23 protein-coding genes and 3 pseudogenes are annotated in these 24,183 nt (G+C 61.4%); 16 read left to right on the top strand and 10 right to left on the bottom strand.

Translation table 11 applies throughout. The annotated features are described in order from the left end of the window. On the bottom strand, positions 1–471 hold a 471-nt coding region (locus tag IVA87_RS26850; protein WP_247335819.1), incomplete at its 3' end, for a caspase family protein. Positions 472–753: 282 nt separating this feature from the next. Here IVA87_RS26850 and IVA87_RS26855 point away from each other — a divergent pair. Beyond that, a complete protein-coding gene (locus IVA87_RS26855) occupies positions 754–1,200 on the top strand; it encodes a hypothetical protein (protein WP_247335821.1) in 447 nt (148 codons plus the stop codon). A 37-nt stretch (positions 1,201–1,237) separates the two neighbouring features. Here the strand turns inward: IVA87_RS26855 and IVA87_RS26860 are convergent. After that, positions 1,238–1,342: pseudogene (locus IVA87_RS26860) on the bottom strand (IS630 family transposase); the annotation flags it as partial. A 51-nt stretch (positions 1,343–1,393) separates the two neighbouring features. After that, positions 1,394–2,305 carry a LysR family transcriptional regulator gene (locus IVA87_RS26865; protein WP_247335823.1) on the bottom strand — a complete coding sequence of 304 codons (912 nt, stop codon included), beginning with the start codon at positions 2,303–2,305 and terminating at the stop codon, positions 1,394–1,396. Between the two features lie 116 nt (positions 2,306–2,421). Between IVA87_RS26865 and IVA87_RS26870 the strand changes: the two genes are divergently transcribed. Next, positions 2,422–3,165 carry an SDR family oxidoreductase gene (locus tag IVA87_RS26870; protein ID WP_247335825.1) on the top strand — a complete coding sequence of 248 codons (744 nt, stop codon included), beginning with the start codon at positions 2,422–2,424 and terminating at the stop codon, positions 3,163–3,165. Positions 3,166–3,221: 56 nt separating this feature from the next. Beyond that, positions 3,222–4,125, top strand: a pseudogene (locus IVA87_RS26875) (SDR family oxidoreductase). 211 nt (positions 4,126–4,336) lie between these two features. Here the strand turns inward: IVA87_RS26875 and IVA87_RS26880 are convergent. Then, positions 4,337–5,287: a LysR family transcriptional regulator gene (locus IVA87_RS26880; RefSeq protein WP_247335827.1), complete on the bottom strand. Its 951-nt coding sequence runs from the start codon at positions 5,285–5,287 to the stop codon at positions 4,337–4,339. 281 nt (positions 5,288–5,568) lie between these two features. Between IVA87_RS26880 and IVA87_RS26885 the strand changes: the two genes are divergently transcribed. The 12 genes and pseudogenes from IVA87_RS26885 to IVA87_RS26940 all read left to right on the top strand — a co-directional run bounded on the left by IVA87_RS26885 (position 5,569) and on the right by IVA87_RS26940 (position 17,239). After that, on the top strand, positions 5,569–6,759 hold the full coding sequence (locus IVA87_RS26885; protein ID WP_247335990.1) for an ABC transporter substrate-binding protein: 1,191 nt from the start codon (positions 5,569–5,571) through the stop codon (positions 6,757–6,759). Beyond that, positions 6,756–7,460, top strand: coding sequence for a nitroreductase (locus IVA87_RS26890; protein WP_247335830.1), 705 nt, complete (start codon positions 6,756–6,758; stop codon positions 7,458–7,460). Before IVA87_RS26885 ends, IVA87_RS26890 begins: the two co-directional genes overlap by 4 nt. Before the next feature lie 27 nt (positions 7,461–7,487). Then, positions 7,488–8,027: a DUF4863 family protein gene (locus IVA87_RS26895; protein WP_247335832.1), complete on the top strand. Its 540-nt coding sequence runs from the start codon at positions 7,488–7,490 to the stop codon at positions 8,025–8,027. A gap of 398 nt (positions 8,028–8,425) precedes the next feature. Beyond that, a pseudogene (locus IVA87_RS26900) lies at positions 8,426–8,730 on the top strand (alcohol dehydrogenase catalytic domain-containing protein); the annotation flags it as partial. Positions 8,731–8,849: 119 nt separating this feature from the next. Continuing rightward, a complete protein-coding gene (locus IVA87_RS26905) occupies positions 8,850–9,500 on the top strand; it encodes an HD domain-containing protein (protein WP_247335834.1) in 651 nt (216 codons plus the stop codon). 431 nt (positions 9,501–9,931) lie between these two features. After that, entirely contained in the window at positions 9,932–10,906 is a 975-nt protein-coding gene (locus IVA87_RS26910; protein WP_247335836.1) for a GlxA family transcriptional regulator, read from the top strand. A gap of 201 nt (positions 10,907–11,107) precedes the next feature. After that, entirely contained in the window at positions 11,108–12,574 is a 1,467-nt protein-coding gene (locus tag IVA87_RS26915) for a catalase (RefSeq protein WP_247335838.1), read from the top strand. A gap of 78 nt (positions 12,575–12,652) precedes the next feature. After that, complete coding sequence (locus tag IVA87_RS26920) at positions 12,653–13,294, top strand: HD domain-containing protein (RefSeq protein ID WP_247335840.1); 642 nt, start codon at positions 12,653–12,655, stop codon at positions 13,292–13,294. Between the two features lie 623 nt (positions 13,295–13,917). Continuing rightward, on the top strand, positions 13,918–14,904 hold the full coding sequence (locus tag IVA87_RS26925; RefSeq protein ID WP_247335843.1) for an AraC family transcriptional regulator: 987 nt from the start codon (positions 13,918–13,920) through the stop codon (positions 14,902–14,904). Between the two features lie 96 nt (positions 14,905–15,000). Continuing rightward, complete coding sequence (locus IVA87_RS26930) at positions 15,001–15,687, top strand: nitroreductase family protein (protein ID WP_247335845.1); 687 nt, start codon at positions 15,001–15,003, stop codon at positions 15,685–15,687. Between the two features lie 35 nt (positions 15,688–15,722). Then, positions 15,723–16,268 carry a carboxymuconolactone decarboxylase family protein gene (locus IVA87_RS26935; protein WP_247335847.1) on the top strand — a complete coding sequence of 182 codons (546 nt, stop codon included), beginning with the start codon at positions 15,723–15,725 and terminating at the stop codon, positions 16,266–16,268. Positions 16,269–16,321: 53 nt separating this feature from the next. Beyond that, a complete protein-coding gene (locus IVA87_RS26940; RefSeq protein ID WP_247335850.1) occupies positions 16,322–17,239 on the top strand; it encodes an NADP-dependent oxidoreductase in 918 nt (305 codons plus the stop codon). A gap of 726 nt (positions 17,240–17,965) precedes the next feature. On the opposite strand, the gene IVA87_RS26945 is transcribed toward IVA87_RS26940, so the two are convergent. From IVA87_RS26945 to dctP, 6 genes are all read right to left on the bottom strand, one after another. Then, complete coding sequence (locus IVA87_RS26945; RefSeq protein WP_247335852.1) at positions 17,966–18,874, bottom strand: tripartite tricarboxylate transporter substrate binding protein; 909 nt, start codon at positions 18,872–18,874, stop codon at positions 17,966–17,968. 109 nt (positions 18,875–18,983) lie between these two features. Then, positions 18,984–19,901, bottom strand: a complete 918-nt coding sequence (locus tag IVA87_RS26950; protein ID WP_247335854.1) for an SMP-30/gluconolactonase/LRE family protein — start codon at positions 19,899–19,901, stop codon at positions 18,984–18,986. A 13-nt stretch (positions 19,902–19,914) separates the two neighbouring features. Next, positions 19,915–20,541: a TRAP transporter large permease subunit gene (locus IVA87_RS35050; RefSeq protein ID WP_253075116.1), complete on the bottom strand. Its 627-nt coding sequence runs from the start codon at positions 20,539–20,541 to the stop codon at positions 19,915–19,917. Next, positions 20,532–21,221, bottom strand: a complete 690-nt coding sequence (locus tag IVA87_RS35055) for a TRAP transporter large permease subunit (RefSeq protein WP_253075117.1) — start codon at positions 21,219–21,221, stop codon at positions 20,532–20,534. Before IVA87_RS35055 ends, IVA87_RS35050 begins: the two co-directional genes overlap by 10 nt. Continuing rightward, positions 21,218–21,772, bottom strand: coding sequence for a TRAP transporter small permease (locus IVA87_RS26960; protein WP_247335856.1), 555 nt, complete (start codon positions 21,770–21,772; stop codon positions 21,218–21,220). Before IVA87_RS26960 ends, IVA87_RS35055 begins: the two co-directional genes overlap by 4 nt. A gap of 6 nt (positions 21,773–21,778) precedes the next feature. Then, complete coding sequence (gene dctP / locus IVA87_RS26965) at positions 21,779–22,777, bottom strand: TRAP transporter substrate-binding protein DctP (RefSeq protein WP_247335858.1); 999 nt, start codon at positions 22,775–22,777, stop codon at positions 21,779–21,781. Between the two features lie 204 nt (positions 22,778–22,981). Between dctP and IVA87_RS26970 the strand changes: the two genes are divergently transcribed. Then, positions 22,982–24,178, top strand: coding sequence for a CoA transferase (locus IVA87_RS26970; protein WP_247335860.1), 1,197 nt, complete (start codon positions 22,982–22,984; stop codon positions 24,176–24,178). The last annotated feature ends 5 nt before the right edge of the window (positions 24,179–24,183 follow it).

Consider the following 24,183-nt stretch of genomic DNA (forward strand, 5'->3'; position numbering starts at 1 on the left):
GACCAGCTCCGACGACCCGAGCGCTCCCAGCAGAGCACGCCGATCAAAGGGGTCCCTTTTGGATGCCGATAGGGGGTCCCAGTCGAACGCCGATTGACAGACCAGGACGGTTGAACCAGGGCGCACCTTCGCTTTCAGCCGCTCGGTGGCGGCGAACGTCTGCGCGCGCGTGCCGTTTGCGAGCAAGTCGACCGAGAAGCCCTTCGCGTTGAGGGCGGCTGCCAAACCCGTCGCGTCATGCGCTGTTTGGTCTAGCGGAGCCTCCGCGTCCGGATAGTTCGAATCGTCAACGATAAGAGCGAGCTGATTGCTCTCGCCGTCATCTGTGTTGGCGCCTTCGATCAGGCTGTGGGTTTGAGGCTCGAGCTTCTTCACAGCCTCATATCGCATCGCACTAGAGAAGCCGACCGACAACAGAATTGCAAGGAAGCCTACTGCGGCGATACGTGTCAAAGAGTGCACCCGTTTCATTAGAGCCTCCTGGTGTCTTCAACACACAACATGCTCAAGTTCTTGCGAGGCTTAAATAGAAACAATGCAAACTCATCGTTTCTAAATTGGAGATGTTCGCTCTCCGGGTAGGCCGCGCTCTCTTGCCCTGGGAAGGCACTAGGTTCCAAGGCGTCGGGAAATCATCTTTGGCCGATCGCCTCCCTGCAAGGTTCAGCTCGCACACCAATTTCCACCCGTCAGCTTCTCATTGACACGGGCGCCCCCAACGACCGCAACGCGCTGATCGAGGCGGCCAAACAGTTGGGTATCAAGACCGGCGGCGGCTGGGTTCGGGACGGTATCGCTCGCTATGTCGACGAGCACTATAGCAAGGACGTCATTCTCATCGACGAGCATGCGATGGTGATCGAAGACGCCGACGCCCGGTCATGCCATCATCCAGGTGCCGCTCCGCGGGACGTGGCGCACACCAACACGAGAACCGAGGGCGACTGCGATCAGAAACGTTGCCGCCGATATTTCGACGACCGCGTGCTCGCTGTCGGTGCCTCTGAACCGTGCACATTTGGCCGACCTCGCAAACGCTTCCGACCAAATGGCGCGCTGCGCCTTCGTTCCGAGCGACCGCGAATGCCATCCGGCGCTGCTTCAGGGAACGAACCGCCCTCTGGCCGCAGAACGCAGGCTGCGTTTCCGCGAATTAAAAGCGTGACGGTATTAAGTTCGATAGCCGGATTTTTGAGGTAGTTGGCGCACGCCTCAGGCGTAAGTCGATTGCGGCACAGACCGCGTCGACGGCTCGCGCGGCAACTTTGCGAAGCAGGTGCCTGAGCTTGGCTATGACCTGTTCGATCGGGTTCAGGTCCGGCGAGTATTTAGTCAGGAAGAGAGAGGCTTTGGGAATCCCACCTCAATTCAGACTAGATCCATCCCGCTCTAGTCAGCCGCTAGGCTGGGAAGCCCGATCCCTGTCGCTGAACCGCCGCGCCGCCCAATCGAGGAAGACGCGCACACGCGGCGACAACTGGCGGCTGCGTGGATAAAGCAGTGACACGGGCTCCGGCCGTGGCGGTGTATCCTTCAACAGCTCCACCAATCCACCACTGGCGAGATCGTTCTCGACGTGGAAACGAGGAAGCTGAGCCAGGCCCAGTCCAAGCTGCACCCCGAGCAGATAGCTTTCCGGTCCGGTGACCGAAAAGGGCGCGGCCATCTCCACGGTCTGCGGGCCGTCTCTCGTCTGAAACACGACCGGCGTCAGCGCTCCTGTGCTCAAGCGCCGGATTCCGACCAAGCGATGATGGGCCAGATCCTCCAGCCGTTCGGGTGCGCCAAAGCGAGCGATATAGGCAGGGCTGGCGCAGGTCACACGATCCAGCAACGCCACCTGCCGCACGGCCAGATCGCTGTCGGGCAGCGAGCCATAGCGCAGTGCGCAATCGACCCCTTCCTGCACCAGATCGACCCAGCGATCGCGCTCGCTCATCGACAGCTGGATACCGGGAAAACGGGCGAAGAAATCCGGCAGGCCCGGCATCAGGAAATGGCGCGCCAGCGTGCCCTGCACCTCGACGCGGAGCATGCCCTTGGGCTCCGCACCGGCGAATGCGCCTTCGGCATCCTCCAGATCTTCGAGGATCGCCAGGCAGCGGCGATACCAGGCCTCACCGTCGAGCGTTGGCCGAACCGTCCGGGTTGTGCGCTGGAGAAGCCGGACGCCCAATCGATCCTCCATGGCCCTGATCACTGTCGTGGCCGTAGAGCGCGGAATGTTCAGGTCATTCGCCCCTTCGGTGAAGCTGCGCCGCTCCACGATCCGAGTGAATAAGCGCATTGCGTCGAGCCGATCCATCGCGATCCATTGTTATCATAATCTGAACAGTCATGGCGAATTTACCCTGATTATCTTTGCATGGCCAGGATGCATATGCCTGTCGTCGCCCTGATGGGCAGAGAAGGAGATAGGCAATGAACAATCAGAATAACCCGAAGGTCGCGCTCGTAACGGGCGCATCGCGTGGCATCGGCGCGGCCATCGCCACGCGCCTCGCAAAGGACGGGTTCACCGTTGTCATCAACTACGTGGGCAATGTGGTAGAGGCCGAGAAGCTGGCTGCAGACATCGAGAAATCGGGCGGCCAAGCCCTGACCGCGCAGGCGGATGTTTCGGACCCAGCCGCCGTTGCCCGCATGTGGGACGCCGCCGAGGCTGCCTTCGGCGGAATCGACGTACTGGTGAACAATGCTGGCGTCATGAAGCTCGCGACAACCGCCGATGGGGACGACGCGTTGTTCGACACCCACATCGCAGTCAACCTCAAGGGACCGCGCAACACCATGAAGCTGGCCGCCACGCGACTGCGAGAAGGCGGTCGCATCATCAACCTCTCGTCCAGCGTCGTCGGACTCTACCAGCCGACCTACGGCGTCTACGCCGCCACCAAGGCCGGCGTTGAGGCCATGACCCATGTGCTCGCGAAGGAACTGCGCGGCCGCAACATCACGGTCAACGCTATTGCGCCGGGACCGACCGCCACCGCTTTGTTCCTGGACGGCAAGCCGCAGGGCGTGATCAATAGCCTCACCAAGCTCGCCCCGTTGGAGCGCCTCGGTCGACCGGATGACGTGGCCAATGCCGTCGCCTTCCTTGCCGGGCCGGACGGCAGCTGGATCAACGGCCAGGTCATCCGCGCCAATGGCGGCATCATCTAATCAGCCCACCAACTCATTGCGTCCGCCCTGATGTGGACACAGAAAGGGACCTCGTCATGAGCAAGAAGATCGTCCTCGTCACCGGCTCCTCCAGTGGCTTCGGCCGGATGACCGCTGAAGCGTTGGGCCGCGCCGGACACACCGTCTACGCCTCGATGCGCGACGTTGCGGGTCGCGACGGCTGAAAATGCCGCCGGGCTGTCGGCGATCGCCGGGAGCGACCTGCGGCCGATCGAGCTCGATGTGCAGTCGGAACCGTCAGTCGATGCCGCCGTCGATAAGATCATCGCCGAGAGCGGTCGGATCGACGTCATCGTCCACAATGCCGGACACATGATGTTCGGCCCGGCCAAGGCGTTCACGCCCGAGCGGTTCACCCAGCAATATGACGTCAACGTGCTCGGCGCTCAGCGCGTCAATCGCGGGGTGTTGCCGCATATGCGCGCGCCGCGCGAAGGACTGCTAATCTGGATATCGAGTTCGAGCTCGGCCGGTGGCACGCCACCTTATCTCTCGCCCTATTTCGCGGCCAAGGCGGCAATGGATTCACTTGCCGTGCAGTACTCCCGCGAGCTGGCGCGCTGGGGTATCGAAACCTCGATCATCGTGCCAGGTGCCTTCACCCGGGGCACCAACCATTTCGCCCATTCGGGACGTCCTGCCGACGAGGCACGCATGGCCGAGTATGAAGCCGGCCCCTGCGCCGGGTTCGGCAAGCAGGTGAAGAAGGCCTTCGCAGAGATCGTGCCCGATGACGCCGATCCGGAGCCCGTCGCCGACAAGATCGTGGAGGTGGTCAACGCGCCATCCGGCAAGCGCCCCTTCCGGGTCCACTACGATCCAACGCAGGACGGGGCCGATGTCGGATTCGCCGTGCTCGATCGTCTTCGGGCAGAGATGCTGCATCGTGTGGGTCTTTCAGACTTGCTGAAACCCGTATCAAAGGTCGTGTGGCGGTAAGGGGATTTCAGGTTGGCCCTGCTGCTGGTCGCTGTCGGACCAGCTCAACTTCATGTGATGCTTCCGGGCCTGCTTCCCGGCATCACCGTCAGCTCAAAGCCCCGACGACTATCGCCTGATCAAGGCGCTGCAGCCCGCAACGTTTCCACGGTGAGCGCTGGGTTCCGATGTCAGGTACGATGGCCGCTCGATAGGAGAAATCCCAATCCCCCTAGCGCCCGCGTCTGAGGTCCTCGGCCGCGCGTCGGAGGATCTCATGAAGCCAGTGATGCGATGGTTCGCCCTCGACACGTTCATGCCATAACAGGCGGACTTCGACCGCCGTAGTGGTATAGGGCAGCTCGTAGGTCGCAATCGCATGATGTTGCGCGAGCGCCCTTGCTAGCGGACGCGGGACGATGGCCGCCAATTCGGAATCCTGGAGCAGCGCGGGCAGGGCAAGAAAATGCGGCAATGAAACCGCGATCCGCGGCGGCCGGTCGCTTTCGGAGAGCGCCCGCTCGAGCGCCGTTCGGTCATACATCTCAGAGCGCCGGGCGAGACCTCTCTCCGAAATGAAGCCGTCGATCGCGCCCTCCTGCTCGCCACCAAAGGAGACGACGACCAGCGACAGGCGCGCAAGCTTTGCTTTGTCCAGCTGGCCGAGTTTACGCTTTCCGCCGACGATCAGCACGTCGTCATATTCGAATAACAGCGACGTGCGGAAGCGGCTCGGCGGAGCCGAGAAGACCCCGATAGCGACGTCGATGCGACCGAGATCGATCTGCTCGGCAAGGTCGATCCGGGTCACCGGCTTGATCGTCAGGTCGATGGATGGAGCCTCCCGGCTTAGTAGTTTCAGGAGCGGGGACGCCAGGACCATCGTCGTGAAGTCGTTTGCGGCGAGCGTGAACTGCTTGGTTGACGTCGCCGGAACGAAATTCGGCAGCTCGACCGCCGCCTCGAGGGTTCGCAGCGCCTCTCGAACCTGGGGCGCCATCGTCAGCGCGCGCGTCGTGGGTTGCATGCCCGTGGCCGTGCGCACGAACAGATCGTCCTCCAGCATCTCGCGAAGCCGGGCAAGTGAATGACTGACGGCGGACTGGCTCAGCGCAACTTTCTGGCTGGCGCGCAGCACGCTGCGTTCCTCCATCACGGCGTCGAACACCTTGAGCAGGTTCAAGTCCAATGTCTTGAAGGAAACGGACACGGCGAGGATCCTGTTTGCAGCCAGCCGCTGCGCACATGCCGCGGTGGAATCCAGTTAAAGCCAGGCGCGCGCTGGACGCAACCGCGGAGCTAGCGGAGACATGCTGCCGCCGGCGCGACCAATCTGAAGGAGGTTCAGGACAGATCTGCGAAGGTTTCACTTCCGTCGCCGTTCGATCCCGTCATTATTCCGCTTGCCTGTCTGAAGGAGGGTTCGCAATGCGATCCAGCGAGATGCCGGGTGTCAAACGCAAGATGGTCGTTGCTATGGTGGCGTCGGCGCTAGTTGGGACATCATCGGCGGTTGCGCAGGATGCTCCTCTCAAGCTCGGCGTCCTGACCGATATGTCCTCCCTTTACGCCGACAACGGCGGGCAGGGCTCGGTGTTCGCGGCGCAGATGGCTGTTGACGATTTTGGGGCCAAGGTGCTCGGGCGATCTATCGAGATTGTCGCCAGCGACCACCAGAACAAGGCGGACGTCGGTGCGGCAATCGCACGGCGCTGGTTTGACAACGAGGGCGTCGAGGCGGTCCTTGACGTGCCGAATTCCGCTGTTGCGCTCGCGGTCCAAGGCATTGCGCGTGACAAGAAAAAGCTGTTTCTCGCCACAGGCGCTGCAACATCGCGCCTGACTGGTGACGAATGCTCGCTGACGGGTATTCACTGGACCTACGACACCTTTGCCCTCTCTCAGGGCACGGCCAAGGCGATCACACGTCTTGGCGCAAAGAGCTGGTTCTTTCTCTCGGCAGACTATTCGCTCGGCGCGCAGCTCGAGGCCGACAGCCGCAAGGTTATCGAGGCGACCGGCGGCAAGGTCGTCGGCGCAGTCAAGCATCCGGTCAACACGCCTGATTTCTCTTCCTTCCTGCTGCAGGCGCAGTCTTCAAAAGCGGACGTGATCGCACTCGCCGATGCTGGGGGTGATTTCATCAACGCGGTCAAGCAGGCCGGAGAGTTTGGAATCACGCGTCAACAAAAGCTTGCCGGCCTGATCGTCTTCATTGCCGACATCCATAGCCTTGGATTGCAGACTGCCAAGGGCCTGATGCTCAGTTCGGCATTCTATTGGGATCTCAACGATGGGACGCGGGCGTGGTCGAAGCGTTTCATGGAGAAGACGCAGAAGGTCCCGACCATGATCCACGCCGGGACCTATGGTGCGGTGATGCACTATCTGCGGGCAGTCGAAGCGGCAGACACGCTGCATGGACCGACGGTGGCCGCCAAGATGCGCGAAATGCCGGTGGACGATTTCATGACGAGGAACGGCCGCATTCGGGAGGACGGACGGCTGATCCGCGACATGTATCTTTTCCGCGTCAAGTCGCCGGAAGAGTCGAAATACAGATTCGACTACTACGAGTTACTCGCGACCATTCCTGGGGAGGAAGCGTTCAGGCCGATGGAGGAAGGAGGATGTCCGCTCCTGAAGAAGCCGTGACCGGCGAAAGCGTAGTGCCGCTTGCACATAGAGGCATCGACGAGATCATGATGGGCCGAACCGCGTGCCGCGAATTCTGCGGCGATCCGGTTCCGCGACGGACCGTCGAGCAGATTCTCAGGGCAGCGCGGTTCGCACCAAGTGGAGCGAACATCCAGCCCTGGTACGTCTATGTGCTCGCGGGCGCGGTCAAGGATAGGGTGTCGGCGGCTCTTCTGGAGGCGCACCAGACGTCGCGCGACAAGCACGTGTCGGAATACAAATATTACGCCAGCGACTTGCCTGAGCCGTACCTCAGGCGGCGACAGCAGTTCGGTCAATTGTTCTATCGCGCGCTCGGGATCGCGCAGACTGATTCCGAGGGCCGGGCACAGCAGACTGCGAAAAACTATACGTTCTTTGGCGCGCCGGTCGGACTGATCGTAACCATCGACCGCCGTCTGGAAGTCGGGAGCTGGCTGGACCTCGGAATGTTCGTGCAGAACGTGATGCTGGCAGCGGCAGGGCGCGGACTTCAGTCCTGTCCCCAGGAGACGTTCGCGAAATATCACCGGATCCTCCGTCCGCTGCTGTCGATCCCGGCAGAGCAAATGGTGGTGTGTGGCGTTTCGATCGGCCGTGCCAGGGTTGGAGCGGCGGAAAGATTGATGCCGCGAGCGGACGTCGACGAGTTTGCCACGTTCGCGGGCTTTGAAACGTGAGATCCAATCGAGAAGGAGGACAGGACCATGGGAAGCCGGGAAGAGCTAATTCAACGCAGTATTCCGTTCTTGCGGGAAGTCAAGGATATGACGCCCGGCGCCGAGATGGAGCGCTGGCTCAACGAGAAATATGGCGAGCAAAGCTCGCTCTACCAGGATCTGAGCCGCCTCATTAAAATCGGAGTTGAGGAGGGTTGGGCGGCGAACCAGGAGGTCGACGGTCCGAACTACCGGCGAAGCCGTATCCTGGAGCCAACCCCCGAGACGTTCCAGTTCAGCATCACCGCCGTGTACATGAATAGCGCCGATCCGCGTCGCTTCAAGGACGAGGATGATGGCGACGTTCTACGCGGCCAGTATCACGGCCACCCCTATGGCGAGCTCAATCTCGTGGTGCCCCTGAACAAAGGCGCAGAGTTGAAGGGACTGCAGGGTTGGCAAGGACCGGGCTGGACGGCGCCCGATCCTGGCAGCCGGCACTATCCGGAGGTGAGGGGTGGCGCTGTCATCGCTCTGTTCTATCTGCCAGCCGGACGCATCTCGTACGATTTCAAGGCTCCGGCCTGACCGCGGAGCCATCGTGCGCTGCCATCTGTTCGACAAAGGACAGACGGGGTGCCGAATACGTTCCCGAGATCTGCCAGGGGATGTCTATGGATGCCACGTTCATCTCTGGGAGCGGCGTCCGACGCCGCTCGAGCCAATTCTAGCCGGCCGGTGCCCGAAAGCGGCCGGGGCTCATCGGTCGGAGCCGAAGCGATCGATCGTCCTGGCAGGAAACGACGTACGCCTGTCCTGATCCAAAGGATGGTGTTTGTTGTCCAAGGCAGGCTCGATTGCGAAATATGGGACAGAGCCATCCAACAATTCTGTTGGTGAAAGCACCCATACTCCGCCACTACGAGCATATCACCAAGGCGACGATCGTAAGCGGCAGCTATGGCGAGCCAAAAGAAGCAGGTGAGATGCTCTCCAGCAGCGTCATTCCTGAAGCTAGTCGCGAACGACCTCGCTCCGCAATAATGGCCTGGCGTGCCCATGAGTTTGGCCCACCTGAGGTCATGACGTTCGAGCGCGTCCCGCGGCCGGAATCCGGCCCTGGCGAGGTCCTGGTCAAGTTTGAAGCCGCTGGGGTCGGACCGTGGGACGGCTGGATCAGGGCCGGAAAGAGCGCTTTGCCGCAACCGCTCCCTCTCACGTTGGGCTCCGACCTTTCAGGTGAATTCGAGGCGTTGGCCCAGGCGCTTCCGATCTGCGCGTGGGAGATCAGGCGGTCTCAGCCGAAAGGAAAAATCGTGCTCGCGGCTACTTCGAGTTGATCACAGGCGTTGGGCTCGCGAGCCATTGTGTGTCACCTGCGCTTCGGCCGCTCTTGAAAGGAAACATCAAATGACCACGCGAAATCTCACCGGTGCTCCCCTCATTCCCGATTCCTTTCTCGCGAAAGAGGCGACAGACGTCCTACGCGAGAATTCAACCGATCTGCTGTTCAATCACTCTATCCGCGTCTACCTGTTCGCGGCTGAGCAGGGGCATCAAAGAAAGCTCCGCTTTGACCCTGAGCTCCTTTACGTCGCCGCAGCATTTCACGATCTCGGCCTCATCAAGAAATTCTCAAGCCCGGACGAGCGCTTCGAAATTGATGGCGCAAATGCCGCCCGTCAGTTCCTTAGCACCCACAATATCCCTGAAGATCAGGTGCAGACCGTCTGGGAGGCAATCGCGCTGCACACCACGCCCGGCATCCCGAAGTATATGCGCCCGGAAGTCGCGCTCCTCAACTCAGGTGTTCTTCTCGATGTGATCGGGGTGGGATTCGATCAGTTTCCCGCGGATGCCCTACAAGAAATCATCGCCAGGTACCCGCGAACGAACTTCAAAAACGGCTTTATTCAGGAGTATTTCGCGGGTTTTGCGCATAAGCCGGCGACCACGTACGGCACGGTCAATGCCGCCGTCTGCGAGCGTTTCATCCCGGGGTTCAAGAGCCCGAACGCTTGCGATCTGATTGCTGCATCTCCCTTGCCGGATTCTCCATGACGACTTTCAACATCATTAAGAGAAAGTGCCATGCTTCCAGATTCATATCCGCGTATGGGCGAATTGCCAGCGGCGAGGGACTCGCCTGTCTTCGCTGGCTAACTCTGAGCGCGTTTTCTATCGACACAAAGGGTTTCAAGATCACCAGGCGGCTGGCCCGCACTGCTAGTGGCCGCCGCTCCGTTGCTTGCATCAGCGATCGCTCTGGCAGTCTCTCCCGCGATCGCTCAGGACCAAGAGCAAGTGAAGGTTGTCTTCGAGCGCGCACTGCCAAATCTCGAAGGAAAGAGATTGGTTTGGGTCCTTGTGAGTTATCCGCCAGGACCGCAAAAAAGCGCCTCAAGCGGGCTTGCCCCGGATCGCGCCAGACCCTTTGCAAGGTCCGGACGACATGCATAAATGAGGCGGCCAGACTGGAGAGGCAGTAAGGAGTGCCGGTACAAGCTGTTGCGATCGTCGTCTACGAGGGGGTCCAGGCTTTGGATGTGGCCGGCCCTCTTGATGTGTTCAGCGAGGCGAACACGTTTATCGACAATGCTGATCGCTATGAATCAGTGTTGATCGCGGCTCACCGCAAGCCGTTACGGGCCTCGAACGGTCTGCGTTTAATGGCGGACCTGACCTTTGAAGAAGCGACAGGCGGTTTCGACATTATACTCGTGGCGGGTGCGCCGATCCCGCCGGAAGCGGAACCAGAGCCCTCCCTAATCGAGTGGGTCAAGCAGTTGCCGTGGCGCTCGAGCGTGTATGGCTCGATCTGCACCGGCGCATTCGTGCTTGGCTATGCCGGCCTGCTCGATGATCGGCGTGTCACAACCCACTGGCAGGATGCGCAGGCGCTGGCGGCGAGATTCCCGAAGGCAAGGGTCGAGCCTGACTTGATCTATGTGCGGGACGGACGGTTGATTACCGCGGCCGGTGTGACTGCCGGGATAGATCTGGGCTTGGCGCTCGTCTTGCAGCGGCACGGCGCGGAGACGGCGCTCAAGGTCGCTAAACGGCTTGTCGTGGTTGCCCAGCGCCAGGGCGGACAGTCGCAGTTCAGCCCCTATCTCACGGCGCCTGCCGATCCGGAATCGCCGATCGCACGCATCCAGGACCATGTTATGGCCAGGATCGGAGATCGTCATACGCTGGAGTCGCTCGCCGCGGTGGTCGGCATGAGTCCTCGGAATCTGTCCCGGCATTTCGTGCAGACGACCGGTATTACACCGCACGATTTCATCGAGCGCGCTCGCGTCGATGCGGCTCGCATGATGCTGGAAGGAAGCGACCGGCCGCTGAAAGCGGTCGCCTTCGATTGCGGCTTCGGGTCGGCGGATCGGATGAGGATCGTGTTCAGCTCCCGTCTTGGCATCACCCCTATGCAATATCGCGCCAGCTTCCGCCGGACAGAGACGGAATAGGCGTGACCTCTCCGACGCAGCGCGCTGCCGCTGCGAAACGGTCCAAGACTTGTTGGCAGGAAACAACGTGCGGCTGTCCTGATCCGCAGGATGGTGTCTGTTGTCGGTTGCGCGCCTCCTTCGCAAATATGCGCACAGGATGAGCACCCGGTGTCGAGGCCGGGAGCAGTTTCATCCCGTCGAGAAAACAGGAGGCAGATCATGACAGATTACCGTCCACCCATGACACACGCTACCGGGGCGCCGGTGGCCGACAATCTCAACATCATGACTGCAGGGCCGCGCGGCCCCGCGCTGCTCCAGGACGTCTGGCTTATCGAGAAGATGGCGCATTTCGACCGCGAGGTCATCCCGGAGCGGCGGATGCACGCGAAAGGGTGGGGCGCCTACGGCACCTTCACGGTCACGCACGACATCAGCCGCTATACCAAGGCGAAGATATTCGCGCAGGTCGGCAAGACGACGCCGATGTTCGCACGCTTCTCGACGGTTGCCGGCGAGCGGGGCGCGGCCGACGCGGAACGCGACATCCGCGGCTTTGCGCTGAAGTTCTACACGGAGGAAGGCAACTGGGACATCGTCGGCAACAACACGCCCGTCTTCTTCTTCCGCGACCCGCTGCGTTTTCCGGATCTCAACCACGCCATCAAGCGCGATCCGCGCACCGGCTTGCGCTCGGCCGACAACAACTGGGATTTCTGGTCGCTGCTGCCCGAAGCGCTGCACCAGGTGACGATCGTCATGTCCGACCGGGGCATCCCGAAGAGCTTCCGGCATATGCACGGTTTCGGCAGTCACACCTTTTCGATGATCAACGCCGCCAACGAACGCGTTTGGGTCAAGTTCCATTTCCGCACCCAGCAGGGCATCCAAAACCTCACCGATTCCGAGGCAGCCGCACTCGTCGCCAACGATCGCGAGAGCGACGGCCGCGATCTGCTCAACGCGATCGAACGCGGCGACTTCCCGCGCTGGACGATGTTCATCCAGGTCATGACCGACCAGCAGGCGAAGGTGCATAAGCATAATCCCTTCGATCTCACCAAGGTTTGGTCGAAGCCAGACTATCCGCTGATCGAAGTCGGCGTGATCGAGCTCAATCGCTGGCCCGACAATTATTTTGCAGAGGTTGAGCAGGCCGCCTTCTCGCCGGCCAATATCGTGCCGGGCATTGGCTTCTCGCCCGACAAGATGCTGCAAGCGCGCCTGTTCTCCTACGGTGATACCCAGCGCTACCGGTTGGGCGTCAACTTTAATCATATCCCGGTGAACGCGCCGAAGTGCCCGTTCCATAGCTATCACCGCGACGGCGCGATGCGTACCGACGGCAACCTGGGCGCGACACCGACCTATTGGCCGAACAGCAAAGGCGCATGGATTGATCACGACCCGAGCCTCGCTGAACCGCCGCTCGAATGGTCCGGCGCGGCCGCGCGCTGGGACCATCGCGTCGACGAGGATCACTACGAGCAGCCCGGCAATCTTTTCCGCAAAATGACATCGGTGCAGCGCCAGGCGTTGTTCGAGAACACGGCGCGAGCGATGGGCGATGCACGGCTCGAGGTCAAGCAGCGCCACATTGCAAATTGCATGAAGGCGGACCCAGCCTATGGGGCCGGCGTGGCGCAAGCGCTGGGTCTCGCACTGATAGAGGTAGCCGCCGAATAGCGACAGCCCGTCCACGATCCGTACCCATCGCCCGGCGATTTACGCCGCCCGATTCTGATCCCACCAAGGAGACTATTTATGTCCGAGATTATTGCCGGTATCCGTGTGCCGGACAGCGCCATCGCCCGCGCGGCGACGCAGCTCGTGCGCGACACCGAAGACGACCTGCTCTACAACCACAGCCGCCGCGTGTTCTTCTGGGGAGCGCTCACAGGTGAGCGCCGCGGCCTGAAATACGATCCGGAACTGCTCTACCTCGGCGCGATGTTCCACGACATGGGGTTGACCGACAAGTATTCGAGCCCCGACCTGCGCTTCGAGGTGGACGGAGCCAATGCCGCACGCGACTTCATGAAGAGATACGGCGTGCCGGAGCGTGACGTCGAGGATGTCTGGACCGCCATCGCGCTGCACACGACGCCCGGCATCCCCGAGCACATGCGTCCCACGATCGCGCTGGTGACCGCCGGCGTGGAAATGGACGTGCTCGGTATCGCCTACCACGACTTCACGCACGAGCAGCGGGACCATGTCTGTGCCCATCATCCGCGGGAGGCCAACTTCAAGGAGAACATCATCGATCACTTCGCCAACGGCATCATCAAGAAGCCTCTTACGACATTCGGAAACGTCAAGGCCGATGTACTGGCGCTGAAGGACATGAACTATGTGCGCGGAAACTTCTGCTCGATCATCCTCGCCTCGGCATGGCCGAACTGAAGGTCGTTGCTGGAGCGCAGCAAGGTTGCAGATCGCAGCTCCCGGCTCGGGCGCCGACAGAATCGACGGCAACCGCCGCCCGGCTGACCGCTGCCCGGCACAGCTTCGCGCGGGGGAGAAGCCGAGAAGGGGGGCTCGATCCAAGACGGCGACCCCTCCCGTGGCCGGTATTCGGGTTGAGTGTCTTTCCAACGTGCCGGGCGCAGGAGTCGAGGCAGCTCTTGCCCCCATGCCGGAGCATCGATACTCAGGTCGATTGGCTATGACGGTGTCTGGCAGGGTAGCGACAGGCCCACAAAAGGCCGTGCCAGCTTACCATACATCAACAGCCCCGAACGGTCTCGAGGCAGTTCAAATAGCTTGAACATCGGCAGGGGAAGTTGCTGCCCTTGGGAAGGAACCCGGTCGTCACAGCCCGCCGTCGGGCCTCCTGCGTGGTCCTGAGGATCCACACTGAAAGTTGGTATTGATGCTGACGGAGCTCACCGCCGATATGGAGACAATGAGCAAGCGAACGTCCTGGTCCACGTCGCCGCGATCATTGAGGACGGAACGCCAAGCCTTTCGCCGAATTCGTGGCTACATTGATATCCTGCGCTGGCGATTCACGCTCTCGAGGTCCCATGTCTCAGGCCGACTGGTTGAGTCATCTCCTGCAAATTATAATCGTTACCGGCCAACTCGAGGTCCGCTGCGCGTACGGCGCACCATGGCGTATTATCTGGCCCAGGGCAGCGGCGAACGAGATTCCCTACCATGTCATCGTCAAGGGCCGGGCAATTTTCGAGGACCCAGATTCGAGAACGGTGCACGAGCTTGGAGGCGGGGATATCGTGCTGCTCCCGCACGGTTCAGCCCATATGCTGCACGACGGCAGCGGCGAAACGCCTATCAGCACGCACGAAAGCACGGGCTCCGCCGGGTGGATGTTGAGCGAAAACGATGGAGGGGGTGAGCAACTCGATCTGCTGTGTGGACGGTTTTTCGTCGTGCCACCCCATGATCGGCTCGTTCGCAACTACCTGCCGCCAAATCTGGTGGTGCGCGCCAGGGAAAAACATGGAGAAGAGGACATTTCGTCCGCATCTCGTCAACTTTCTGGACTGGTCGGCCTGATGCGAATGGAGTCCGCAGGCGACAGAGCGGGAGGACGCGCCATTCTCAACGCGCTGTCTGCGGTCTTATTCACTCTGGTTCTGCGTGCCGCGGCTGAAGCCGAAAAATCAACTGAAGGCTTGCTGGCCCTTGCCGGCCATCCGAGATTGGCACCTGCTATTGCGGCAATGTTCGCTGATCCGGCGCGACCTTGGAAGCTTCCCGATCTAGCCGACTTATGTGGCATGTCACGTGCGACATTCATGCGCCACTTTCAGGACAAGCTGGGTCGCTCCGCTCTCGACCTGTTGACCGATCTTCGCACGAGCATGGCCGCCAACGAACTCAAGAACCCAAGGATCAGCACGGAAGCTGTGGCTGAGACGGTCGGGTATCAATCCGTTGCGGCATTCCGGCGCGTATTTGCGGTGAAGATGGGGATGACACCGGGGGAATGGCGCCGGCAGGCGCACAACGTCGAGCCATCGGGGAGCGACCGCCTGACGTCAGAATGATCTTTTTGAGCATCATTTTGAGCCAATGGAGGCTCGAAGTAATCAATTCCATCAGTAGGTTTGGGTTCCGTCATTACCTGATGAAGGAGCCACCCAATGAACACCACCGCTACGAAGGCTATCGCTGCCAATCCCGAAACCTCCCGTTCGCTTGCGCGGCCGCTGCCGGCAAACGCCGTGATCGAAACCATTCTGGCCCGCAGTGCTGCGAAGTACTACGACCCGACCGCCGTCCTCAGCGACGATCAGATCCGTGACCTCGTGCGGATCGGCACGTCAGCGCCGACGTCCTTCCATCTGCAAAACTGGCGCTTCATCGCCGTGCGTTCACCTGACGCAAAGGCGCGGCTGCGTCCGATCGCCTGGAATCAGCCGGCAATCACGGAAGCGGCCGTCACCTTCATCATCGTCGGCCGGTTGGCCGATGCCAGCACCGTCCCTGAGCGCCTGGCATCGGTCGTGGAAGCTGGCATCATGCCGGCACATCTGGTGCCGGAATGGGAGGGGCCTGCTCGCGGCCTGTACGACAATCATCCGCAGCGCCAGCGGGACGAGGCCGTACGCTCCGCTACCTTCGGCGCCGCGGCTATCGTCTATGCGGCCCGCTCGCTAGGCCTGGGGTCGACACCGATGATCGGTTTCGATGCAGAGGCGGTGCACAGAGAATTTGGCCTGGCCGAAGACGAAATCCCGGTCATGCTGCTGACCGTCGGGCCGGAGCGGTCTGGCAACTGGCCGCAGAAGCCGCGCCTACCCGTGGCCGACGTGCTGCACTTCGCATAACCAACCCTGAAACCAATTATCCGAGGAGAAAAACCATGGCCAGAGCTGCCGCTCTGAAGCCGGAACACGTGCCGGCTACTTCGAAACCGACCCTCGATGCGTTCACCAAGAACATCGGGTTCACGCCTAACATGATGGCGACCTTCGCGCAAAGCCCGATCGCGTTCAACGCATGGGCCGCTCTGCTCGGCTCGTTGAGCAAGGCGCTCGACGTCAAGACGCGCGACAGCATTGGCCTTGCGGTCTCCGAGGTGAACGGCTGCAACTACTGCCTGACGGTGCACAGCTTCACGGCGGAACGCATGGCCAAGCTGCCGGCCGAGGACATCATCCTCGCCCGAAAGGGTCACGCAACCGACCCGAAGCGGGATGCCGCCGTCCAGTTTGCACGCAAGATTATCGAAAGCCGCGGCCATGTCACAGACGCCGATCTGCAAGCCGTCCGCGATGCGGGCTACACGGACGCGAACATCATGGAGATCGTCGCGCTCGTGGCCATGTACTCGCTGACGAACTTCTTCAACAACGTCTTCCATCCCGACCAGGACTTCCCCGCGGTGGCACCCGCCGGCTCGATCTGAGCAGACAGACGTTCCTGATTCAGAAAAACTAAGCACATGAAGGAGAATTCAAGATGAAAGCGATCATTGTGACGGACCAGGCTGCCGGACTTGCCGGCATGAAGCCGGTGGAACGGCCCGAACCTCGCCCGGCGATAAACGACGTCGTCGTGGAGGTTCACGCATCGGGCTTCGTTCCGACGGAACTGGAGTGGCCATCGACGTGGACCGATCGTCGCGAGCAGGACCGAACTCCCTCGGTCCCCGGGCACGAATTTGCCGGCATTGTCAGGGCTGTTGGGTATGGCGCTACAGGACTGTCGGCGGGACAGCGCGTGTTCGGCCTTGCCGACTGGTATCGGGACGGCACCCTTGCCGAGTACATCGCTATCGAGGCGCGGAATCTCGCGCCCCTGCCGGGTGACGTCGATTTCAAGGTAGGCGCGAGCCTGCCGATCTCCGGCTTGACCGCGTGGCAAGGGCTTTTCCAGCACGGCCGACTTCAGGCGGGCCAGAGCGTGCTTGCGCATGGTGCGGCCGGCGCCGTCGGCTCTATGGTCGTTCAACTCGCACGAGAGGCTGGCGCCTATGTCATCGGAACAGGACGCGCGGCCGACCGGCAGAAAGCGCTCGGCTTCGGCGCTAACGAATTCGTCAACCTGGAGAACGATGCGCTCAAGGATGTAGGTGGCGTCGATCTCGCATTCGACGTCATCGGCGGCGACATCCAGAAGCAGTCTGCAGCGCTCGTGAGGGCCGGGGGGACGCTGGTGAGTGTCGTCGGCCCGGTGGAGGCTCGACCGCTCGACGGTTTGGCTATCGACTTCGTCGTGGAGGCAGATCGCGGTCAATTGAACGAGATCGTCCAGAGGGTGCGGGACGGCAGGCTGCGGACGAACATCGGAAAGGTCTCGTCCCTCGACGATGCTGTCGGCACCTTCAACTCGACCGAGCGACGCCAGGGCAAGACGATCATTCAGGTCCGGTCGTAAGAGCTGAGTAGGAGGAGGGTTCAGCTCTCTCCAACGACTATCGTTCCCCTTCGGGATCGTGCTGAGTGTCTTGGCACAGCACGATCCAGGCGAAGTATGCGATGCGGTAGTCAGTCCGCTCCGGGTCAAAATGCGACGTAGCGTAGAGGCAGACCATTCCGAGCCGCGCACAGGCGAGCGAAGGGGAAGTACCAGCGTGTTGCTGATCTATGACGGTATTGAAGGGACATCGCATCGGAGCGGCTTTAGCAGCCTTGTCTACGCAGGCAACGGTTATCAGTCCATTGGATTCCAATAGTTGGCGGAATCGCCAACATTGCCGGCCGCTGAAAATTTCCTGTGAATTCATGACCGAAAAATGCGGCGGGCATGCCGGCGGGACTTGTCGGTCAGACCTGGAGATTTGTTCTTCAAAATCAAGGACGAAACGTCGTTCGAATGATCGCGGGCTGCTATCGCGTAGTTTGCGCAGTGTTGGGAGTCCTTTTTGTAATGAGGATGCTGTGACCGAAGTGGTTTAGCCCTTCTGAGAACGGTCGCAATGGCGAGCTCGACAATAGAGTGCGTCAGCGCAGTTGAGCGTGCAAAACGGACGGGCTGGTCAATAGCCTGCTGTTCAGCGTGTAAGTGGATCGCCCGTATCTCTCGGAGGATTGCTCGGGAGCCACGCGCGTGCCTTCTAGTCCGTCACGGACCGGTGTGGCTGGCTCGCTCCGAGGACCGAGGCTATTTCGGGTCGGTCAACTCGACGGCAAGCGGCTGCAACGCCTTCGTCATCTCGTCAAGGCGCTTCTGCCATTCGACTCCGGGCATGAAGGCGAGCACCGGAGCATCACCAGGTGAACTCTTGACGTAGTCGGGATCGCTGAGACTTTCAGCGATTGCAGATTCCAGCTTCTTCGCAACGTCGTCGGGTGCACCCTTTGGCAGCGCAAAGCCGCGCTCCGCGGTCATGATGACGGGAACGCCGGCTTCCTCGCCGGTCGGTACGCCCGACAAGGAGGGGGAACGAGCCTTCGACAGAATCGCGATGGCCCGGAGCTCTCCCTTGTTGGTGCCGTGCAGTTCGGGCACTTCGCTCAGGCTGACCATTCCAATATCGAGATGGCTGCCAAGGACGTCGGTCCTCTGTGCCGCTGTTCCGCGGTAGGAGACCTCGTTCGGCTCGACGCCTGCGGCCTTCGCGAGCATGCGGATGGCCAGATGGCCGTTGGTGCCGGCGCCGTTATGTCCGAACGTGACCGAACCGGGCTTCTTGCGCAGCGCGTCGAGAACGCTAGCGAGGGTCGTGAAGGGGCTGTCGTTGCGAACGACGATCACGCTGGGATCGTCGACCACGCGTGCCACCAGACGGATCTCGTCCATGGTGTACTGGGTCTTCCGCGTCATCGGCAGGAAGTTGTAGCCGGGCACGTTGACCACGCCCATCGAATAGGCGTCGGGAGCTGCGCGCGCGATTGCGGCGAACGCGATCTCGCCGCCGGCGCCGGGCTTGTTGAGGACGACAAATCTCGCATTTCCGCCGAGCCTCTTTTCGACGAAGGGAAGCAGCTTGCGGGCCATGACGTCGGTCCCGCCACCTGCGGCGAAGCCAACGACGACCTCGACCGGCTTGTCGTCGGGCCACGCGGCCATCGCTGCTCCCGAAGCGGTCAAGCCAAGCATCAGTATGACTGATTGAACCTTCCTCAACATGAAGGCTGTCCTTTCATTCTTCCTATGAATAGATTCAGGTTGTCCCGCACTATCGATGCGACGTCATGGCGCGACCAGCAACGGGAACACGCGCGACCAGCACGCAGCCGGTCTCGGATTCCGTGATATAGAGGTTCTTGTTGTCGGGGCCGCCATAGGCGACATTGGTCGTGGCAAGGCCTTGGCAGGAGCGGATTCGATAAAGCGGCTCGCCGAGGCGGCTGAAGATCCAGACAGCGCCGAGGCCGGCGTGAGCGATGGCAATGTTGTCCTGCTCGTCCATCGCGAGGCCGTCGGGTCCGCCCAAGCTCCCGGACAACTGGATAAAGATCCCGACCTTCGATGCGGTGCCGTCAGGCATTAAGGGGATACGCCAGATCGAATTGCCGCGCGTGGCGGCAACGTAGAGGATGTGCTCGCTGCCGTTGAGCACGAGGCCATTCGGGCTAGGAACGTTGTTGACGATCTGGTCGAGCGTTCCATCCAGGCGGAGGCGATAGACGCGGCCGGTCGGGTCGTGCATGCCGGTCTGGCCCTGGTCGGTGAAATAGATGTCGCCGTTGCCGGCAAAGACCAAGTCGTTGACGCCCTTGAAACGCTCCGACCAGCGTCGCTCCAGCATGGCGCTGACCTTGCCGCTCGCAGGATCGAGCGTCATGAGACCATGGCGATAATCCGTGATAACGATCCGCCCGTCGCGCGCGATCTTCAATCCGTTCGGCTCGCCATCATATTCGGTGACCAGCGCGAACTCTCCGGCCGGCGAGATGCGGAAGATCCGGCCATAGGGAATGTCGACCACGTAGAGATTTCCGCCACGGTCGAACGACGGACCTTCAAGGAAGGAATCCGCCGCAAGCCCGCGGCGGTTGACCAGCGACCAGGCGTTGTCGGGGTCCTTGCGGCGGAACTTGTCAGGCAGGCGGGCGAAGACCTCGGTCTTGATCTCTTCGGGTGGTGCGTACATTGCGACAACTCGTTTAGGGAACGGCAGTGACTTGTGAAGGCAGCCACATTGCGATTTCAGGGAAGATCACCAGTAGGCCGAGCAGCACGAACATGATCAGGTGAAACGGGATCGTGCCCGCGACAACGTCGCTCAGCTTGCCGGTCCAGATGCTCTGGATCACGAACAGGTTGATGCCGATCGGAGGCGAGATCTGGCCCATCTCGATGAAGAGGACCAGGATGACGCCGAACCAGATCGGATCAATGCCGTACCGAACCAGCACCGGATAGAGCAGCGGAACCGTCACGACGATCATACCGAGGCTTTCGACCAGGCAGCCCAGCACGGTGTAGAGAACGAAAAGGGCAATGAAGAATTCCAGCTTCGAAAGCTTCAGATTGACGAGGAACTGTGTGATCTGCTCGCCGACTCCGGCGTAGCTGATCGCATAAGAGAACAGAAAAGCGGCATAGACGATGAACAGGATGTTGCCGCAGACGCGCACGGTGGTCTGCAAGGCGCGCCAGAGAATTGCGACGCTGAACTCGCCCCAGAACACCGCAATGACGATCGCCAGCACGCAGCCGACGGCCGCTGCCTCGGTCGGCGTGACCAGCCCAGAATAGATGCTGCCGATGGTGCCGCCGATCAGAACCATGAACGGGATGACGTCGAGCAGGGCCGCAAGGAGTTCTCGGACTGACCGGTCGCCGACTTCAGCCGGAGCGATTTCGGGCTGAACCAGGCGTGCATGGCGATATAGGCCATGAACATCGCGGTCAGCAGCAGGCCTGGCATCACGCCCGCCATGAACAGCTTTGCGACGGAGGTCTCGGTGAAGGTGCCATAGACGATCATCGCGATGCTCGGCGGGATCAGGATGCCGAGCGTGCCGCCCGCCGCGAGCGAGCCCGCGGACAGACGAGGGCTGTACTTGCGTTTCTGCAGTTCAGGGAGCGCGACGCGTCCAATCGAGGCGGCCGTGACTACGCTCGAACCGCTGATGGCGGCGAAGATCGCGCATCCCGCGATGTTGGTTTGCAGCAGGCCACCGGGGATCCAGGACACCAGCTTGGATAGGCCATGATAGACCCGTAGGCTCAGCCGACTCTCCTGCAGGATTTCCGCCATCAGAATGAACAGCGGGATCGCACTCAATGTAAAGCTGTTCATGCTGCCCCAGCTGACGAGTCCGATGCCCTTCAATCCAGGCGGGCCCGCGTGCAGCAGCAGATAGAGGATAGATGGCACCGTGATCGCAAACGGGATCGTCATGCCCACGCAGAGCAGGCCGACGAAGATCGCCAGGACAAAGATCAGTTCGACCCCTGGGGTCATGGCTGCGCACTCCCGCGCAGGCGGCGAACCTTGGTCAGGGTGGTGCGGACGAGGGCGAGGCAGAGCAGGAACATGCCGATCGCCATGGTGGTCTGCGGCATCCACAGTGGCGTCTGGAGCGGCGTGGCCGCGACGTCCTCCGAACGCCATGAATTCATGACCAGGCGCGCGAGCTGCCAGGTGATGAGCGCGGAGGCGACCAGCGACATCAGGTCGAAGACGATCTGCGAGACCAGCCGGGCGGATGGTCCGAGCCGGGCCTGAACCAGTTCGACCCGGTGAAACGCGCCGTGGGCCTCGGCAACCGACATGCTCAGAAAGGTCGTCGCCACCAGCAGATAGCCGCCGATTTCGTCGGTGATCTGGAGCGATGTCGCGAACACATTGCGCGCGATCGCCTCGGCCCCAATCAGGATGATCATGGCGATCAGGAAGAGCGCGCAGAGGGCTTCCGAGGCGTTTTCGATCGGACCGGTGCCCGATGAGACGTTGTCGATGAGATGGACGGCGCCGTCAGGCGCCACCTCCTTGATTTCGATGCCGCTGGCCATGATCGATCACCGGCCGAGCGCCGCACGGACCTGCTTGAGCGCGGCCGCAGCATCCGGTCCCTTCGATTTCGCCCATTCATCCCAATAGGCCGAGATCGTCTTCGTGCCGACATCGAGATCGCCGGGCTGCTGCTCCGTCACCGTCATGCCGCCTTCCGCGAACTTCTTGCTCAGGCTGTCTTCCTCATCCGCCATGGCCTTGGTGATCAGCGGCATGTTGTCGGTGACGGCCTTGCGGACCTTGGCCTGGATCTCCGGCGTCAACTTGTTGAAGCGCTCCTTGTTCACGATGACGACGGAATTGAAATAGTTGATGCCGAGTCGGTAGTTGAACTTCAGCAGGTCCTTCCAGGTGTTTCCGCCGCCGGTGTTCGCGGTGAGCACGCCGTCGACGATGTTTCGGTCGAGCGCGGAGGGAACTTCGGGGGCGCCGAGCGTGACCGGCACACCGCCGAGCCGCTTGATGAACTCTCCCTGCTCGGGCGAGGTCACGCGGATCTTCTGGCCCTTGATGTCGGCCAGCGAGGTCAGCTTCTTGCTCGAGAAGGCAACCTGGTAGGGGTAGAGATATTGCCCCAGCACCAGGACGCCTTTTTTCTCGAAGGCCTTCTCCAGGTACGGCGCCATGATGGCCGCCGCCTTCTTGTATTCATCGAGCGAGCGGATCAGCATCGGCAGCCGCAGGACGCCGCCGATCGGCACGTTGCCGAGAAAATATCCGTCGTCGCCCATCTGCACGACGTCGTCGCTAACAGCCTGAGTGATGGTGGTGGTGTTGATCGGAAGCGAGCCCCCAAGGTGCAGCCGGACCGACAGCTCGCCGCCGGTGTCCTTCTCGATCTGCTCGGTGATTGCAGTCATGCCCTTGGCCGCCGCCACCGTCGCCACGGGATTGTAGATGTAGAGATCCCATTTCTCGGCGGCCGCAGCTGGCGCTGCAAAGCAGGCCAACGCAATTGCCCCCGAGATCACGCCTACAAGCTGGCGACGGCTCGTCGAAGTCATCGTTCTCTCCCGATCTTTTTGTCGTTGGGCGAACTATGTTGGATCGCGTTCCCCCCAGCAAGAGAGCGATGCAGCGTATTCAATCGCATATGTGATAATTGGCGCGATCGTGCCGAACCGTATTGATCGAATTGCAATCACGTAGAAGTTGGACGTCCCGCGCGGCACGCGCCAGCCGCGGCCAGTGAACAAGAGAGCTTCGGGATGGACACGACCCCTGCAGACGGCCCGTTGGGCGGAATCCGCGTCATCGACCTGACCAACGTGATCATGGGACCGTTTGCGACCCACATCATGGCCGATCTCGGGGCTGACGTGATCAAGATCGAGAGCGAAGAGGGTGATTCCTTCCGGACTTATCGGCCCAATCGCCATGAGGGCATGGCCGGCGGCTTTCTCCATCTCAACCGCAATAAGCGCAGCGTCGTGCTCGACCTGAAGCAGCCGTCGGGGATGGATACCCTGCGCAAGCTGATCGCGACAGCCGACGTGTTCGTCCACTCGCTGCGGCCCAAGGCCATCGACAAGCTTGGGCTTGGCTACAAGGCGGTCCGCGCCATCCAGCCTGATATCATCTATTGCGGCGCCTATGGATTCAGTGAGAAGGGGCCCTACCGCGACAAGGCAGCCTACGACGATATTATCCAGGCCGGCTCGGGGCTCGCGGCATTGCATTTGGCGGCGCGCGGTGAGCCGGCCTTTATGCCGACGGTGCTGTGCGACAAGCTGTCCGGGCAGGCGATCGCTTATTCGGTGATGGCGGCGCTGTTCCAGCGCGAGCGCGGTGGCGGCGGTCAGGCGATCGAGGTACCGATGTTCGAGACCACGGCGGAGTTCGCCTATATCGAGCATCTGCTGGGCTTCGCCTTCGAGCCGTCTCTCGGCAATCCCGGCTATAGCCGCGTCGTCAGTCCACGCCGGAAGCCGTTCCGTACCGGCGACGGATACATGTGCATCCTGCCTTACTCGGACCGCAACTGGCGCGACTTCTTCGATTTCGTGGGTCGCCCTGAACTGAAATCCGACGCCCGCTTCTTTCCTCTGGTCGAGCGGGCAGCCCATCTCGAGACACTCTACGAGATCATTGAGGAGGAAGCCCCAAGGCATTCCACGGCCGCATGGGTGTCGTTTTGCGACCACGTCAGCATTCCCTGCATGCCCGTGCTTGGCCTCGCCGATCTGCCTGAAGACGAGCACATGAAGGCGGTCGGGATGTTCAGCCGGGCCGAGCACCCGTCGGAGGGGGCCTACAAGTCCATCCGGGCGCCGGTGTGGTTCAGCTCGGCGCCGTTCCGGCTGCGCCGCCACGCGCCGCGGTTGGGCGAGCATACGGCCGAGATTCTTGCGGAGCTCGGCATGGACGCCGCGAACACGGTATTCGTCAGCAGCCAGAGCAAGTGAGGCAA

This window comes from Bradyrhizobium sp. 147 (assembly GCF_023073935.1).
Taxonomy (GTDB): Bacteria; Pseudomonadota; Alphaproteobacteria; order Rhizobiales; family Xanthobacteraceae; genus Bradyrhizobium.